This is a genomic window from Solwaraspora sp. WMMD791, assembly GCF_029581195.1.
In the GTDB taxonomy this organism is placed as follows: domain Bacteria; phylum Actinomycetota; class Actinomycetes; order Mycobacteriales; family Micromonosporaceae; genus Micromonospora_E.
The window spans coordinates 3,764,780-3,780,633 of the sequence record NZ_CP120737.1 but is presented as its reverse complement, the minus strand read 5'-3'; the positions used below and the strand labels follow the sequence as shown (position 1 = coordinate 3,780,633).

Here is a 15,854-nt window from a genome sequence, read left to right as displayed (position 1 = left end):
GGTCGCCGCGTCATGTGGTCGCTGCCTGTCGCCGATCCCGGCGTTGCCGATCACCGGTCCGCCGCCCGCCTGCTGCGCTGGCTGACCGGTCGCGCCCGGCTGTCCGTGGCCGCCGGTGCGGCGCTGAGCATCGTCTGGATGGGCAGTCAGGCGCTGATGCCGGCGGTGGTCGGCCGGGCGATCGACGCCGGGCTGACCGCCGGTGACCTGACAGCGCTGCTCGGCTGGGCGGCGGTGCTGCTCGGCCTCGGGCTGGTCCAGGCCGGCGCCAGCGTCAGCCAGCACTGGTTCGGGGTGCTGAACTGGCTGTCCACCGCGTACCGCACCGTGCAGTTGACCGTACGGCAGGCGAACCGGCTCGGCGCCACCCTGCCGAAGCGGCTGGCCACCGGCGAGGTGGTGAGCATCGGCACGGCCGACATGAGCAGCCTGGGCGGTGCGGTCGAGGCCATCGCCCGGGCGATCGGAGCGGCGGCGGCGATCGTCGTCGTCGCCGTCATCCTGGTCGGCACCTCGACGGCGCTCGGTCTGGTGATCGTGATCGGGGTTCCGGTGCTGGTGGCGGTCATCGGGCTGGGTATCCGGCCGCTGCACCACCGGCAGCAGACGTACCGCGATCAGCAGGCGACCCTGGCGACCCTGGCCGGAGACATCGTCGTCGGCCTGCGGATCCTGCGTGGAGTCGGCGGGGAAGCGGTGCTCGCCGGGAGCTACCGCGACCAGTCCCAGGAGCTGCGGCGGCGGGGGAGCCGACTGGCCGGCGTCGAATCCGTGCTGGAGGCCGCGCAACTGCTACTGCCCGGCATGTTCCTGGTCCTGGTGACCTGGCTCGGTGCCCGGCTCACCGTCGCCGGTGAACTCACCGTCGGCCAGCTGGTCGCCAGCTACGCGTACACCGCCTTCCTGGTCGGTCCGATCCGGACGGTGACCGAGTTCATCCACACCATCACCCGGGGGCACGTCGCGGCCCGGCGGGTCGCCGGGCTGCTCGCGATCGATCCGGAGTTCGCCGATCCGCCCGCCCCCCGGCAGCTGCCCGCTGCCGATGGTGACCTGGTCGACGTCACCTCCGGGCTGCGGGTCGCGTCGGGCCGGACGACCGCCGTGGCGGCCACCGCGCCGCAGGACGTGGCGGCACTCGCCGACCGGCTGGGCCGCTACCGCGACGCCGAGGTCACCTACTCCGGCGTACCGCTGCGGGAGCTGGACCTGGCCACGGTCCGGCAGCGAATTCTGGTGGCCGACAACGACGCCCGGCTGTTCACCGGCCGGCTGCGCGACGAGCTCGACGCGACCGGGCAGGCCAGCGACGACGCGGTCCGGGCGGCCCTGGTGGCGGCCAGCGCCACCGACATCGTCGACGCCCTGCCCCACGGGCTGGACACCGAGGTCGCCGAGCGGGGCCGGGAGTTCTCCGGCGGCCAGCAGCAGCGGCTGCGGCTGGCCCGGGCGTTGCTGGCCGACCCGCCGGTCCTGGTCCTGGTCGAGCCGACCAGCGCCGTCGACGCGCACACCGAGGTACGGATCGCGGCCCGGTTGCGGGCAGCCCGGGCCGGCCGGACCACCGTCGTCTGCACCACCAGCCCGCTACTGCTGGAGCACGCCGACCGGGTGGTGTTCCTCGACGACGGCAAGGTGCTCGCCGAGGGTAGCCACGCCGAGTTGCTGAGGACCGAGCCGCGCTATGCGGCGCTGGTGACCCGGGCCGAACCGGCCCTGCTGATCGAGGAGGCGTCGTGACCGCGTTGCCGGTCGCCGGCCGGGCCGAGGTACGCCGGTACAGCCGGCTGCTGATCCGGCGCCACCCCCGGATGCTGGCCAGTGTCCTCGCCCTGCACGCGGGTGCCGCCGTCGCCGGGCTGGCCGCGCCCCGGCTGCTCGGCGACCTCGTGCAGGCGCTGACCACCGGCGTGGCGGCGGCCGTCGACCAGACCGCGCTGGCGATCGGCGGTTTCCTCGTCGTGCAGGCGGTGCTGGCCCGGTACGCGCACGTGGCGTCGGCGCGGCTCGGTGAGCGGGTGCTGGCCGGGCTGCGGGAGGAGTTCATCGACCGGGTGCTGAGCATCCCCCTGTCCACAGTCGAGCGGGCTGGCACCGGTGACCTGTTGACCCGGACGTCGCACGACGTCGCGGTGCTGTCCAAGTCGGTGCGGTTCGCGGTGCCGGAGACGCTGATCGCGGTCAGCACCGCGATCTTCATCTTCGGTGCGCTGCTGCTGGTCGGCCCGGTGCTGGCGGTGCCCTGCCTGATCGTGGTGCCGCTGCTGTGGGCGGGCACCCGCTGGTACCTGCGCCGGGCCCCGGACGGCTACCTGGCCGAGAGCGCCGCGTACTCGCGGATCACCGACGGGCTCAGCGAGACCGTCGACGGCGCCCGGACGGTGGCGGCGCTGCGTCGCGAGGAGCAGCGGCGGCGGCGGACCGACAGCGACATCGCCCGGCAGTACGCGGCGGAGCGGTTCACGTTGTGGCTACGGACCGTCTGGTTCCCGGTGATCGAGATCAGCTACGTGGTGCCGGTGGTGGCCACGCTGGTGGTCGGCGGCTGGTGCTACCTGCGCGGCTGGGTGACCCTCGGCCAGGTCACCGCAGCGGTGCTGTACGTGCAGATGCTGACCGACCCGCTGGACCGACTGCTCAACTGGCTGGACGAGTTGCAGCTGGGGGCGGCCTCGTTGGCCCGGATCCTCGGCGTCGCCCAGGCCGGCCCGCCAGCGCGGACCGCCCCTACCGGCTCGCCGGCGGTCGCGCCGACGAGCGAGCCGGTCGCCGCCCGCGACGTCCGGTTCAGCTACGTCGACGGGCGTGAGGTGCTGCGCGGGGTGACCCTGGTGCCGCGACCGGGGGAGCGGATCGCCATCGTCGGGCCGTCCGGCGCCGGCAAGTCCACCCTGGGTCGGCTGCTGGCCGGGGTCCTGCGCCCCGACTCGGGCTCGGTCACCGCCGGCGGCGTACCGTTGACCGACCTGAGCCCGGACCAGCTGCGCGCCCGGGTCGCCCTGGTCACCCAGGAGCATCATGTCTTCATCGGCACGGTGCGCGACAACGTGGCGTTGGTCCGTCCGGACGCCACCGACGCCGAGATCGGCGCCGCGTTGGCCGCCGTCGACGCCCTGGACTGGGTGAGCGAGCTGCCGGACGGGGTCGCCACCGTGGTCGGCACCGGCGGCCACCGGATCGGCCCGGACCAGGCCCAGCAGCTCGCACTGGCCCGGCTGGTGCTGGCCGACCCGCAGACCCTGGTGCTGGACGAGGCGACGTCGCTGGTCGACCCCCGGGCGGCCCGGCGGATGGAACGCTCGCTCGGGGCGGTGCTGCACGGCCGTACGGTGATCGCGATCGCGCACCGGCTGTTCACCGCGCACGACGCCGACCGGATCGCGGTGGTCGACGACGGGCTGATCATCGAGTGCGGTACGCACGACGAGCTGGTCGCCGCCGACGGCTCGTACGCGGCGTTGTGGCGCACCTGGCAGGGCCACGCCGAGCCGGCCCGGACCTAGCTGGGCGTGGCGTCGAGCGGGTCGGCGAGCAGCTGCTCGAAGGCGAGTTCGGCGGCCCCGATCAGCGGGGCGTCGTCGCCGAGCTTCGGCGTACGCAGTCGGACGTGTTCCCGGCAGGCCGGCAACGCGATCGAGTTGAGCCGGCTGCGGACGTGAGCCGCCGCCGCCAGGTAGACGTCGCGCAGCGTACCGCCGAAGACCACGGTCTCGGGGTTGAAGATGTTGACCAGGTTGGCCACGCCGAAACCGAGCCAGTCGCCGACCTGGCGGATCGCGGCCTGGGCCAGCCCGTCGCCCCGGTCGGCGGCGTCGACGACGGCGAGCACCGCCTCGCGGCCGATCGCCCCGGTCCGGCCGGCCGCCTGGATCAGGGCGTGTTCGCCGATCTCGGTCTCCCAGCAGCCCCGGGAGCCGCACAGGCAGGGCCGGCCGCCGGGGTGCACCACCATGTGGCCGACCTCGCCGCCGTACCCGCCGTGGCCGGTGACCCGGCGGCCACCGGCGATGATGCCGGCACCGACGCCGACGTCGCCGTACAGGTAGATGACGTGGTCGCAGCCGACGGCGGCGCCCCGGGCATGCTCGGCCAACGCGCAGAGGTCGGAGACGTTGCCGACCAGGACGCCCCGGTCGTCGCCGAGCGCCTCGGCCAGGGCCGCGCCGAGCGGTTCGTCGACCCAGCCCATGGTGGGCCCGAGCCGGACCATGCCGTCGTCGCGGCGGACCATGCCGCTGACCGCGACGCCGCTGCCGACGAAGACCGACCCGGCCGGAACCGACTGGTGCAGTTCCTTGACGAAGCCGGCGAGCGGGCCGACCGCCTCGGCGGCGAGGGTGCCCCGGGGCCGGTCGGCGGTGCGGACGTCGAGGATCCGGCCGCCGAGTCCGACCCGGGCGGCCCGCAACCGGTCGACCTCGATGCTCAGCGCGTAGGCGTACACCCGTTGGGACTCGGGCCGGACGACCAGTGACGGTCGTCCGGCCCGGCCGGTTTCCCGCGCCCCGCCCTCGCTGACCAGGCCGGCGGCGGCCAGGTCGGCGGTGAGCGCGCCGATGGTGCTGCGGTTGAGCCCGAGGGTGGTGGTCAGCTCGGCGCGGGTGGTGGCCCCGTGCAGGTGGACGTGGCGCAGCAGCGCCCCCAGGTTCTGCCGGCGGATCTCCTCCTGGCTGGGCCCTGCCCGCATCGCGCCGTCGTCTCCGCGGTCATCGGGATCCGGCGGCGGCCCGCCGCCGGGACAGCGCGTCGACGCTGGCGGCCAGCAGTAGCACCAGGCCGGTGAAGACGAACTTCACGCCGGATTCGACGTTGAGCAGCCCCATGCCGTTCTCGATCACCGCGACCACGGCCCCACCGAGGACGGCGTCGAGGACCCGGCCCTTGCCACCGAAGAGGCTGGTGCCGCCGATCACCGCAGCGCCGACGGCGAACAGCAGTACGTTGCTGCCGCCGGTGTTGGCGTCCACCGAGTTGGCCCGGCTGGCGGCGACGATGCCACCGACGGCGGCCATCGAGGAGCAGATCATGAACGCGGAAATGCGGATCCGGTCGACGTTGATGCCGGCCCGGCGGGCGGCCTCGCGGTTGCCGCCGACGGCGTAGATGTGTCGGCCGTACGCGGTCCGCTTGAGGACGAAGGTCCAGAAGATCAGCAGTACGACGATGATCGGGACCACGATCGGCACCCCGCGCAGCGAGGCGAACAGCGGGTTGACCGCGCGCTCCTGGTTGAGGATGTAGACGGCCGATCCGGCGACGGCGACCAGTACGCCGATGCGGGCCAGGACCACCACGAGCGGGTCGGTGACCAGGCCCTTGGCGGAGCGGCTGCGGTGGCGCAGCAGTTGGATCGCGGCGAAGCCGGCCACCCCGACGCCGAAGATGGCCCAGCCGATCACCGGCGGGACGTTGCGGTTGACGATGGCGATCAGCACACTGTCGCGGATCGACACGTTGCGGCCGCCGTCGATCAGCAGCAGCACGGTGCCCTGGAAGGCCAGGAACGCGGCGAGGGTGACCACGAACGACGGGATGCCGACTTTCGCGACCAGGACGCCGAGGACGGTGCCGATCAGGGTGCCGGTGGCGATCGCCGCGAGGACCGCCACGTACCAGGGCAGGCCCATCTCGGTGGAGACGACCGCCAGGATGGCGGCGCAGACCCCGCTGGCGAAGCCGGCGGAGAGGTCGATCTCCCCGAGCAGCAGGACGAAGATCAGACCCATCGCGATCAGGGCGACCGCGCCGCCCTGGATGAACAGGTTGGCGAAGTTGCCGGCGGTGAGGAAGTTGGGCCGCACGATCGAGAAGACGGTGCAGAGCACGACGAGGCCGAGGATGGCCGGCAACGCGCCGAGGTCGCCGCCGCGGACCCGGGAGAAGTAGTTGCGCAGATGCTCGGCGACGCCCGGCGAGTCGGCCGGGACCACCGGCCGCTGGGCTGTCGAGGTGGCGGTGCTCATCGGTCGGCTCCCGGTCCGCTGGTGGTGTACTCGGCGCCGTTGTCGGCGGGCAGGCCGAGCTGACCGCTGCGGCCGGCGGTGATCAGTTCCACGATCTGGGCGTGGGTGATCTCGGTGCTGCGTACCTGGGCGACCATCTGGCCGAGGTACAGCGCGGCGATCCGGTCGGAGACGGCGAAGACGTCGTTCATGTTGTGTGAGATCAGCACGACGGCGAGGCCGTTGTCGGCGAGCCGGCGGACCAGCTCCAGCACCTGGGCGGTCTGGGCGACGCCGAGCGCGGCGGTGGGCTCGTCGAGGATCACGACCTTGCTGTTCCAGAGCACCGCCTTGGCGATGGCGACGGTCTGGCGTTGGCCGCCGGAGAGGCTGGCGACGAGTTGGCGCAGCGACTTGACGGTCCGCACCGACAGCCCGGCGAGGGTGTCGGCGGCCATCTGTTCCATGGTGGTCTCGTCCAGCACGATCCCGGTGCGCTTTTCCCGCCCGAGGAACATGTTCTGCACGATGTCGAGGTTGTCGCAGAGCGCGAGGTCCTGGTAGACGACCTCGATGCCGTGCGCGGCGGCGTCGCGCGGGCTGTGGATGTGCACCGGTCGGCCGTCGACCAGGACTTCGCCGCGGTCGATCGGGTGGATGCCGCTGATGCACTTGACCAGGGTGGACTTGCCGGCGCCGTTGTCACCGACGAGTGCGGTCACCTCACCGGCGTGGACGTCGAAGTCGACGTTGCGCAACACCTGGACGGGGCCGAAGTTCTTGTCGATCCCGCGTAGTTGCAGCAGGGGGGTCGCGGACACGGGTGGGTCTCCTTCGTGAGGGTGTCCGTCCAGCGGCGTCGGCGCGTCCGCCGCGGGTGTCACCCGGCGATGGTGCTGCCGGGTGACACCCGCGGCGGGGCTGCCGGGCCGGGCCGGCGACGCCGGGTCAGCTGATGCCGGCCTCGGTGCAGAGCGCGGCGAACTCACCGGTGCAGAGTTCCTCGGCGGTGACGTAGCCGTCGTTGACCACGTCGACGACGTTGTCCTTGTAGATGGCCTGCGGGGTGAGCAGGACCGCCGGCACCTCGCGGTTGGTCTCCGTGTCGGTGACGGTCTGCGCGACCTCCTTGCGCTCGCCCTTGGCCAGCCCGATGGCCAGCTCGGCGGCGGCCTGCGCCTCGGCCTTGATCGCCTTGTAGACGGTCATGCACTGGTCGCCGGCGAGGATGTTCTGCAGGCCCTGCGGGGTGGCGTCCTGGCCGGTGACCGGGACCTTGCCGTTGAGCTGGTTGCGCTTGAGGACCGAGATGGCGGCGTTGCCGAGGCCGTCGTTGGCGGCCAGCACACCGTCGATCTTGCCGCCGGTCTGGGTCAGCATCTGCTCGAAGATCGTCGCGGCCTGGGTGTTGTCCCAGTCCGGCACCCACTGGTCCGGGCCCTTGGTGTACTCGCCGGACTCGTACAGCGGGTCGAGGACCCCGTCGTAGCCGGCCTTGAACAGGGTGGCGTTGTTGTCGGTCTGCGAGCCGTTGAGGGTGGCGATCGTCGGGTTCTGCACCCCGGCGTCGGTCAGGCACTTGACCAGGCCCTCGCCCTGCAGCTTGCCGACGGCCTCGTTGTCGAAGCTGACGTAGTACTCGGCGGAGCCGCCCAGGGTCAGCCGGTCGTAGTCGATGGTGGCGACGCCCTGCTGCTTGGCCTTGTCGAGCACGGCCTTGCCGGTGCCGGAGTCCAGGTTGACGATCATCAGGACGGTGACGCCGTCGGTGATCATCTGGTCGGCGAGGGTCTGGAACTGGGCCTTGTCGCCCTGCGCGTTCTGGATGGTCGAGTCGACGCCGGCGGCCTCGAACGCCTCCTCCAGGAAGCGCCGGTCGGCGGTCTCCCAACGGTCGGACGAGGCGCTGTCCGGCAGGATCACGCCGATCTTCGGGGTCGGCGTGTCGCCGCTGTCGGTGCCGCTGTCGCTGCCGCAGGCGGTCAGGCCGCCGGCGAGCAGAATGCCGGCGGCGGCGGTGCTGAGGATCCCTTTGCGCATCGCTCGGGTCCTTTCGAAGGGTGATGTGTCGCGTACAAGGAGGTGGTGCTGTTCGTGCGTGCTGAGGTGGTGCTGCTCGTGCGTGAGGTGTGGCTCGCGCGGCGCTGCGGGCTCCGGAACCCGGCCGGCGACGGCGACTCCCCGCAGTTGGGGCGGAGGGTCGTCGTCGTTTTGTTGTGTCCGGCAACGTATTAGGAGTGTGGCGGCGAGCACAAGACCGCCGGCGTCACGAGTTTTGTTGCCAGCGATAACAATTCAGCAACGTGACGGACATCTGCCCGTCGTCTGCCGGATCAGTGGGTAGCGATCGGGGCGAACCGGGCATCGGCGACGGCGGCCAGGTCACCCGGAGCGATACTCAACTGCAACCCGCGCCGCCCCGCCGAGACGTAGACCTCGGCGTACCCGCACGCCGAGGCGTCCAGCACCGTCGGCAGCCGCCGACGCTGCCCGAGCGGGCTGATCCCGCCCCGGACGTACCCGGTGGTCCGCTCGGCCAGCACCCGGTCGGCGAGCGCCGCCCGCTTGCCGCCCAGCGCCACCGCGAACGCCTTGAGGTCCAGCTCCCCGGTGACCGGCACGACACCGACCGCGAGCGCCCCGTCGACCTGCGCCACCAGCGTCTTGAACACCTGCGCGGGCGCCACGCCCAGGGCGGCCGCGACCGCCGCGCCGTAGTCCGGCGTCTCCGGCGACACCTGGTACGGGTGCACCTGGAACGGGATCCGCCGCCGGGTCAGCAGCGTCGTCGCGGGGGTCGCCGTACCTGCCATGTCCGGCGACGTTACCGGCCCGGCACCCTCAGCGGGTGGGCGCCGTCAGCGGGCGGGCGCGCCCACCGGGCCCGGCGGCGCCGACACCGGGTGGCCGAGCAGGGCCGTGGGGGCGCCGGCCACCCGGGTCAGCACCAGGCTCGCCGCCACGCCGGCTCCGGCGGCGGTACGCAGCCGCAGGTCGCGCCGCAACTGTGCCGGGTCGAGCGGGGAACCGCGTTTGAGGATCTCCAGCCGCGTGACACCGCGTTCGCGCAGCACCGCCCGCAGCCGCTTCAGCGAGAACGGCAGCACGTCGGTGATCTCCAGACACCGGCCGTACGGCGTGTCGGTCGGCGTGTCGGCGTAGACGTAGGCGATCGACTCGTCGCCCAGGGTGCCGGACACGGTGGCGGCGAACGCGGCCACCAGGTGCGCGCGGACCACCGCGCCGTCCGGGTCGTACAGGTAGCGCCGGACCGGGCCGACCGCCACCGGCTCGCCGCCGTCGCCGACCAGGCCCGTCGCCGGCCGCCCGCTGCGCAGCAGGGTCGCCCGCCGGGGTGGGCCGGCCAGCGGGCCGCACCAGAACGCCGCCTCGACCACGTCCCGGTCGACGCTGACCCACTCGGCCTCGGCGCCGGGCGGGATCAGCGCGTGGTCGATGCCCGGCGCCACCTTGAGCACGGTCCGGGGCACCCGGGCGACCAGGGAGCGGACGAAGTCCCAGGACGGGGAGTAGCTGTCCGGGTCGAAGGTGCGCCGGCCGGTGCCCGAACGGCGGGCCGGGTCGCAGAAGGCCGCGTCGACGCCGGTGAGGTCGACGTCGGTGGCGTCGGCGCAGACCACCGTGACGAGGTCGGCCAGCCCGGTGGCCTCGGCGTTGGCGGCCGCGATCGCGGCGGTGGCCGGGTCGGCCTCCACGGCGTACACCCGGATGCCGGCCCGGGCCGCGGCGAGGGTGTCCGCGCCGACCCCGCACCCCAGGTCGGCGAGGTGGCGTACCCCGGCGGCGCGCAACCGGGCGGCGCGGCGGTCGGCGACCACGGCCCGGGTGGCCTGTTCCAGACCGGCGCGAGTGAAGAACATCCGGGCGGCGGCCGGGCCGAACTTGCCGACCGCGCGGGCGCGCAGCGCGGCCTGGGTGAGCGCGGCGGTGGCCAGCGGGGCCGGCACCCCGGCGGTACGCAGCGCGGTCGCCGCGGTCAGCGGATCGTCGCCACCCGGCGCGGCCAGCACCTGCGCGGCGGCGGTCAGGGCCGCCGCCCCGGCCGGGGAGCGCAGCGCGGCCAACTCGTCCGGGTGCACCGCGACATTGTCCATGGTCGGCCATCGGGCTAGCACTCCGCACAGGCGACTGCTAATCTGCGGTTAGCACTCTCATGCTGAGGGTGCCAGCCCGCCGGCTCCGGCCGGAGGGCGAAACGCCAGGCGGACCGGCACCCGCGACGACGGACCCGCCCGGTGGACATGAGGCAGATTGACGCTGGCCGCCCACGCGACCGGCACCAACACCTGATACCCCAGGAGGGTATGCCCGTGACTACCGCGACCAAGGTTGCGATCAAGCCGCTCGAGGACCGGATCCTGGTCCAGGCGAACGAGGCTGAGACCACCACGGCGTCGGGCATCGTGATCCCCGACACCGCCAAGGAGAAGCCGCAGGAGGGCACCGTCCTCGCTGTCGGCCCGGGCCGCGTCGACGACAAGGGCAACCGGATCCCGGTTGACGTCAACGTCGGCGACACGGTCATCTACTCGAAGTACGGCGGCACCGAGGTCAAGTACGCCGGCGAGGAGTACCTGGTGCTCTCCGCCCGCGACGTCCTCGCCGTCATCGAGAAGTGACCTACTGCCAGTGCTGAACGCCCCGGAGCCCCACGTGGGTCTCCGGGGCGTCGCCCGTAGGCCGGTGCCCGGCGGCCTCCGCCGCCCGGCCGACGGCTAGTGCCTGTGAAGGGAATGTCATGGCGAAGATCCTGAGTTTCTCGGACGACGCCCGGCACCTCTTGGAGCACGGCGTCAACACCCTCGCGGACACGGTCAAGGTCACCCTCGGCCCGCGCGGGCGCAACGTCGTGCTGGACAAGAAGTTCGGCGCCCCGACGATCACCAACGATGGCGTGACCATCGCCAAGGAGATCGAGCTCACCAACCCGTACGAAAACCTCGGTGCGCAGCTGGTCAAGGAGGTGGCGACGAAGACCAACGACGTCGCCGGCGACGGGACCACCACCGCCACCGTGCTCGCCCAGGCGATGGTCCGTGAAGGACTGCGCAACGTGGCCGCCGGAGCCAACCCGGCCGGCCTCAAGCGCGGCATCGACGCGGCCGTCCAGAAGGTCTCCGACGAACTGCTGGCCAAGGCCGTCGAGGTGGCCAGCAAGGACTCGATCGCCCAGGTGGCGACGATCTCCGCGCAGGACGCCACCATCGGCGACCTGATCGCCGAGGCGATGGAGCGGGTCGGCCGCGACGGTGTGATCACCGTCGAGGAAGGCTCCACCCTCGCCACCGAGCTGGACGTCACCGAGGGCCTGCAGTTCGACAAGGGCTTCATCTCCCCGCACTTCGTCACCGATGCCGAAGCGCAGGAAGCGGTCCTCGAGGACGCCTACATCCTGATCACCACCCAGAAGATCTCCTCGATCGAGGAGCTGCTGCCGCTGCTGGAGAAGGTCGTCCAGGCCAGCAAGCCGCTGCTGATCGTCGCCGAGGACGTCGAGGGTCAGGCGCTGTCCACCCTGGTGGTCAACGCCATCCGCAAGACCGTCAAGATCTGCGCGGTCAAGGCCCCCGGCTTCGGCGACCGCCGCAAGGCGATGCTGCAGGACATGGCGATCCTCACCGGTGCCGAACTGATCGCTCCGGAGCTGGGCTACAAGCTCGACGCCGTCGGGCTGGAGCAGCTGGGCAGCGCCCGGCGGATCGTGGTCGACAAGGACACCACCACGGTCGTCGACGGCGGCGGCCGCGACTCCGAGGTCGCCGACCGGGTCGCCCAGATCCGCAAGGAGATCGAGGCGTCGGACTCCGACTGGGACCGCGAGAAGCTGTCCGAGCGGCTGGCCAAGCTCTCCGGCGGCATCGCGGTGATCAAGGCCGGGGCCGCCACCGAGGTCGAGATGAAGGAGCGCAAGCACCGCATCGAGGACGCGATCGCCGCGACCAAGGCCGCGGTCGAGGAAGGCATCGTCCCCGGTGGCGGCGCCGCGCTCAGCCAGATCGCCAGCGTGCTCGACGACGACCTCGGCTTCACCGGCGAGGAGAAGGTCGGCGTGTCGATCGTCCGCAAGGCGCTGCACGAGCCGCTGCGGTGGATCGCCCAGAACGCCGGCCACGACGGGTACGTCGTCGTCGGCAAGGTGCGTGAAGCCGACTGGGGCCACGGCCTCAACGCCGCGACCGACTCGTACGTCGACCTGGCCGCGGCCGGCATCGTCGACCCGGTCAAGGTGACCCGCAACGCGGTCACCAACGCCGCGTCGATCGCCGGGCTGCTGCTCACCACGGAGACCCTCGTGGTGGAGAAGCCGGAGAAGCCGCAGCCGGCCGCCGGCGGCCACGGGCACGACCACGGGCACGGTCACCAGCACGGCCCCGGGTTCTGACCCGTACCTGCTCCACCTGTTCCACCTGGATCCGCGTGATCAGGGCACCACGGCGCTGCGCCGCCGGCCCTGGTCGCGCGGATTCCGCTCTTCGCCGACCGCCCCGACCCCGACGTATCGTCGGACGATGACGCATCAGGCAGCACCGCCGGTGGCGCGGTCCGCCGGGGACCGTACGCCGACCCGACTGGCCGCCCTCGCGGGGGTGGCCGCCGCCGCCGTCGCCCTCGGGCTCGCCGAGGTGGTCGCGGTCGTCGCCGGTGCCCGCTCGGCACCGCTGGTCGCGGTCGGCGGGTTCGTGGTCGACACCGCGCCGGAGCCGCTCACCCGGTTCGCCATCGACGTGTTCGGCGTACACGACAAGAGTGCGCTGCTGGTCGGCACCGCCGTCCTGCTGGCCGGGTTCGCCGCCGGGATCGGCGTCCTGGCGGCCCGCGCGCCGATCGCCGGGGATCTCGGTATCGCCGCGTTCGGCCTGGTCGGCGTCGCGGCGGCGGTGAGCCGGCCGGACGCCGGTCCGGCGTCCGCGCTACCGTCGCTGCTCGGCGCCCTGGCTGCGGCGATCCTGCTGCGGGCGCTGCTGAACGGCCCGCTGCGCCCCGCCGCCGACCCGCCCACGTCGGCGGGTCCACCGACCCCGCCGGCCGGGCCAGCCGCTCCAGCCACCCCGACCGCGCCGGTGCTGCCCGGAGCCGGGGTGGGCGACCGGCGGCGGTTCCTGTCCGCCGTCGGCGTCAGCGTCGGGGCCGCCGCACTGGCCGGTGCCGGCGGCCGGTGGCTGGCCCAGCAGCGCAGCGTGGCCAGCGTCCGGGCCTCCATCACCCTGCCGGCCGCCGCCGACGTCGCCGCCCCCGTACCCTCCGGTGTGGACCCGCAGGTGTCGGGGCTGACCCGGTACGTCACCGCCAACAGCGGCTTCTACCGGATCGACACCGCGCTGGTGGTGCCCCGCGTCGACCCGCAGCAGTGGCGGCTGCGGATCCACGGCCGGGTCGCCACCGAGATCACCGTCAGCTACCCCGACCTGCTCGCGATGGACCTGGTCGAGCGGTACGTCACCCTGGCCTGCGTGTCGAACGAGGTCGGCGGGGACCTGATCGGCAACGCCCGCTGGCTCGGCGTACCGGTGCGGGAACTGCTGGCCGCCGCCGGCCCGCTGCCCGGTGCCGACCAGGTCGTCGGCCGGTCGGTCGACGGCTGGACCTGCGGTACGCCGACCGAGGCGCTGCTCGACGGGCGGGACGCGCTGCTCGCGGTCGGCATGAACGGCGAACCGCTGCCGGTGGAGCACGGCTTCCCGGTCCGGATGGTGGTGCCCGGTCTGTACGGCTACGTCTCCGCCTGCAAGTGGATCACCGAGTTGGAGGTGACCAGCTTCGCCGACTTCGACGCGTACTGGGTGCCCCGGGGTTGGTCGGCGCAGGGGCCGATCAAGACCCAGTCCCGGATCGACACGCCGAGGCAACGGGCCGAGCTGACCGCCGGCACGGTGCCGGTGGCCGGGGTGGCCTGGGCCCAGCACCGGGGCATCCGCGCCGTCGAGGTACGGGTCGACGACGGCCCCTGGCAGTCGGCGACCCTGGCACCCGCGGTCTCCGCCGACACCTGGGTGCAGTGGGTCTGGCAGTGGCCGGCCACCGCTGGCGAGCACGTGCTGCAGGTGCGGGCGACCGACACCACCGGCGAGACGCAGCCGGAGGGCCGCCAGCCGGTCGCCCCGGACGGGGCGACCGGCTGGCACACGATCCGGGTCAGCGTGGCATAGCGGATCTCGGGCGGCCGGGCGCGAGCGGACGGCCGGCTCAGGCCGCCGGTGCGGCTTCACGCTGCCGACGCTGCGCCGGTACGGTCTCGTGCTGCGCTGGTACGGCCCGGCGCTGCGCCGGTACGGTCTCGTGCTGCGCCGGTACGGTCGACTTGTGCGGGCGGCCGAGCCGGGCCTCCAGCCGGGCCACGTCCACCCGGTGCCGGTGCCGGTCGGCCAGGTCCTCCCAGCCGAGGGCGAGCAGCCGCAGCCGCTCGGCCTCGCTGAACCCGCCCCACACGCCGTACGGTTCGCGTACCGAAAGGGCGTGGGCCGCGCACTCCGCGCGGACCGGGCAGGTCCGGCAGACAGCCTTCGCGCCGGCCTCCCGCCGGGTGCGTGACGAACCCCGTTCCCCGTCCGGGTGGAAGAACTGCGCGCTGTCGCGACCGCGACAGGCACCGAGGATCTGCCACTCCCAGAGGTCGACGATAGGTCCGGGCAGTCGACGTACGTCCGACATCTGCACCCCTCCTTCCGCGCGGCACCGCGGACAGCTCATGGTCGGACCGGGCGGCCGGCCGCGCAAGCGCACCGGTCCTCGACAGTCACTGCGGTACCCGCCAGCCCCACTGCTCAATCACCGCACAGGCAACCTGTCGAGAACCTGGGCGGTGACGACCGGTCGGCGACGTGGCCAGCCGTCCTGAACTTTCATCTTTTTTCGTGGCAAAGCGTGTGAGCGAGCCGGCCTCGCGTGATCTCCTGCTCACGGGAGAGGGGAGACACAGTGCGTAAGGTGCTCGTTTGTGTACGGTCGGTTGCCGCAGCTCAGAACATCACCGGGGCGGCGGCCCGGCTCGGCCTCTCCGCTGTCGTCCGGACCGCCGTCTCCGAACCCGAGGTGATGCTGCGGCTGTCCGAGCGGCCGGCGGAGATCGTGCTCGCCGACACGGCGCTGGCCCGGCCGGACAGTGCCAGTTTCACCCGTCGGGTGCTGGCCCGCTCGCCGAACAGCGTGATCGTGCTCTTCGGCGGCGAGGACCCGCAGGTGGCGTCCGCCGCGATCGCGGCCGGCGCCCGCGGGCTGATCCGCGACGCCGACGACCTGGTCAGCGTCGTCGCCAAGACCCTGCTGCTGCTGGCCGCCCCCGGTCGGCAGGTGCCGGCGCTGCTGGCCGAACAGCCGGCGACGATCACCGGCACCGTCGCGCCCGCACCGGTCGAGACGGCCACGGTCAGTGCCGTCGCCGCGGCCTCGGCGGCGACCAACCGGGCCACCGGCGCGACTCCCGGCGGCGACACCGGTCCGGCGGCACCCGCCCCGACCGACGCCGCATCGACCGTGGTGCCGAACCAGCGCGACGATGCGACGGCACCGGCCAGCCCGACCGCCGGCATCCCGACCACCGGCGGTGCGACGGCGGCCGGCGGTGCGACGGCGGCCGGCGGCCCGAGCACCGCGATGACGCCGCCCGGCAGCACAGCCACCGTCGGCCCGGCCGGCACTCCACCGACCATCGGTCCGTCCGGCTCGCCGCTGCGGCGTACCGGGCTGACCGAACGCGAGCTCCAGGTGCTGCGCGGCATGTCCGAAGGCAAGAGCAACGGTGAGATCGGCCGGGAACTGTTCGTCTCGGAGGACACTGTCAAGACCCACGCCCGACGGCTGTTCCGCAAACTGGGTGCCCGCGACCGGGCCCACGCCGTGGCGACCGGATTCCGTACCGGCCTGGTCGCCTGAGAAGTCTCCGCCGCCCGGACA

At 73.1% G+C, this 15,854-nt stretch carries 12 protein-coding genes and 1 pseudogene; 6 read left to right on the top strand and 7 right to left on the bottom strand.

Translation table 11 applies throughout. The features are described 5' to 3' along the window. The first annotated feature begins 12 nt into the window (after positions 1 to 12). Together O7623_RS16715 and O7623_RS16710 are read left to right on the top strand one after the other, a co-directional pair. On the top strand, positions 13 to 1,740 hold the full coding sequence (locus tag O7623_RS16715) for an ABC transporter ATP-binding protein (RefSeq protein WP_282223974.1): 1,728 nt from the start codon (positions 13 to 15) through the stop codon (positions 1,738 to 1,740). Next, complete coding sequence (locus O7623_RS16710) at positions 1,737 to 3,503, top strand: ABC transporter ATP-binding protein (RefSeq protein WP_282223973.1); 1,767 nt, start codon at positions 1,737 to 1,739, stop codon at positions 3,501 to 3,503. Before O7623_RS16715 ends, O7623_RS16710 begins: the two co-directional genes overlap by 4 nt. Here the strand turns inward: O7623_RS16710 and O7623_RS16705 are convergent. From O7623_RS16705 to O7623_RS16680, 6 genes are all read right to left on the bottom strand, one after another. After that, positions 3,500 to 4,687 carry an ROK family transcriptional regulator gene (locus O7623_RS16705; protein WP_282223972.1) on the bottom strand — a complete coding sequence of 396 codons (1,188 nt, stop codon included), beginning with the start codon at positions 4,685 to 4,687 and terminating at the stop codon, positions 3,500 to 3,502. The two genes, O7623_RS16710 and O7623_RS16705, sit on opposite strands and share 4 nt — an antisense overlap. Positions 4,688 to 4,706: 19 nt before the next feature. Then, entirely contained in the window at positions 4,707 to 5,963 is a 1,257-nt protein-coding gene (locus tag O7623_RS16700) for an ABC transporter permease (protein WP_282223971.1), read from the bottom strand. Next, positions 5,960 to 6,763 (bottom strand): ATP-binding cassette domain-containing protein, encoded by an 804-nt coding sequence (locus tag O7623_RS16695; protein WP_282223970.1) that lies wholly within the window; start codon positions 6,761 to 6,763, stop codon positions 5,960 to 5,962. The genes O7623_RS16700 and O7623_RS16695 overlap by 4 nt, the downstream gene beginning before the upstream one ends. 127 nt (positions 6,764 to 6,890) lie before the next feature. Beyond that, positions 6,891 to 7,982 (bottom strand): substrate-binding domain-containing protein, encoded by a 1,092-nt coding sequence (locus tag O7623_RS16690; RefSeq protein WP_282223969.1) that lies wholly within the window; start codon positions 7,980 to 7,982, stop codon positions 6,891 to 6,893. 293 nt (positions 7,983 to 8,275) lie between these two features. After that, entirely contained in the window at positions 8,276 to 8,755 is a 480-nt protein-coding gene (gene ybaK / locus O7623_RS16685; protein ID WP_282223968.1) for a Cys-tRNA(Pro) deacylase, read from the bottom strand. A 45-nt stretch (positions 8,756 to 8,800) separates the two neighbouring features. Further along, positions 8,801 to 10,042 carry a class I SAM-dependent methyltransferase gene (locus tag O7623_RS16680; RefSeq protein WP_282229440.1) on the bottom strand — a complete coding sequence of 414 codons (1,242 nt, stop codon included), beginning with the start codon at positions 10,040 to 10,042 and terminating at the stop codon, positions 8,801 to 8,803. Between the two features lie 225 nt (positions 10,043 to 10,267). Between O7623_RS16680 and groES the strand changes: the two genes are divergently transcribed. The 3 genes from groES (at position 10,268) to O7623_RS16665 (ending at position 14,110) form a co-directional block, all read left to right on the top strand. After that, positions 10,268 to 10,582 carry a co-chaperone GroES gene (gene groES, locus O7623_RS16675; protein ID WP_123606067.1) on the top strand — a complete coding sequence of 105 codons (315 nt, stop codon included), beginning with the start codon at positions 10,268 to 10,270 and terminating at the stop codon, positions 10,580 to 10,582. A 119-nt stretch (positions 10,583 to 10,701) separates the two neighbouring features. Further along, the gene (groL, locus tag O7623_RS16670) at positions 10,702 to 12,345 is read left to right on the top strand and encodes a chaperonin GroEL (protein WP_282223967.1); all 1,644 of its coding nucleotides are present in this window, start codon (positions 10,702 to 10,704) and stop codon (positions 12,343 to 12,345) included. A gap of 127 nt (positions 12,346 to 12,472) precedes the next feature. After that, complete coding sequence (locus O7623_RS16665; RefSeq protein ID WP_282223966.1) at positions 12,473 to 14,110, top strand: molybdopterin-dependent oxidoreductase; 1,638 nt, start codon at positions 12,473 to 12,475, stop codon at positions 14,108 to 14,110. 133 nt (positions 14,111 to 14,243) lie between these two features. On the opposite strand, the pseudogene O7623_RS16660 reads toward O7623_RS16665, so the two are convergent. Continuing rightward, positions 14,244 to 14,612 (bottom strand): annotated as a pseudogene (locus tag O7623_RS16660) (WhiB family transcriptional regulator); the annotation flags it as partial. 267 nt (positions 14,613 to 14,879) lie between these two features. Between O7623_RS16660 and O7623_RS16655 the strand changes: the two are divergent. Continuing rightward, positions 14,880 to 15,833: a response regulator transcription factor gene (locus tag O7623_RS16655; protein WP_282223965.1), complete on the top strand. Its 954-nt coding sequence runs from the start codon at positions 14,880 to 14,882 to the stop codon at positions 15,831 to 15,833. Positions 15,834 to 15,854 lie beyond the last annotated feature (21 nt).

Excerpts from the sequence above, each read along its gene's own strand:
- O7623_RS16665 (WP_282223966.1), top strand. The coding sequence starts at position 12,473 with ATGACGCATCAGGCAGCACCGCCGGTGGCGCGGTCCGCCGGGGACCGT.
- O7623_RS16700 (WP_282223971.1), bottom strand. The coding sequence starts at position 5,963 with ATGAGCACCGCCACCTCGACAGCCCAGCGGCCGGTGGTCCCGGCCGAC.
- O7623_RS16705 (WP_282223972.1), bottom strand. The coding sequence starts at position 4,687 with ATGCGGGCAGGGCCCAGCCAGGAGGAGATCCGCCGGCAGAACCTGGGG.
- groL (WP_282223967.1), top strand. The coding sequence starts at position 10,702 with ATGGCGAAGATCCTGAGTTTCTCGGACGACGCCCGGCACCTCTTGGAG.
- groES (WP_123606067.1), top strand. The coding sequence starts at position 10,268 with ATGCCCGTGACTACCGCGACCAAGGTTGCGATCAAGCCGCTCGAGGAC.
- ybaK (WP_282223968.1), bottom strand. The coding sequence starts at position 8,755 with ATGGCAGGTACGGCGACCCCCGCGACGACGCTGCTGACCCGGCGGCGG.
- O7623_RS16690 (WP_282223969.1), bottom strand. The coding sequence starts at position 7,982 with ATGCGCAAAGGGATCCTCAGCACCGCCGCCGCCGGCATTCTGCTCGCC.
- O7623_RS16715 (WP_282223974.1), top strand. The coding sequence starts at position 13 with ATGTGGTCGCTGCCTGTCGCCGATCCCGGCGTTGCCGATCACCGGTCC.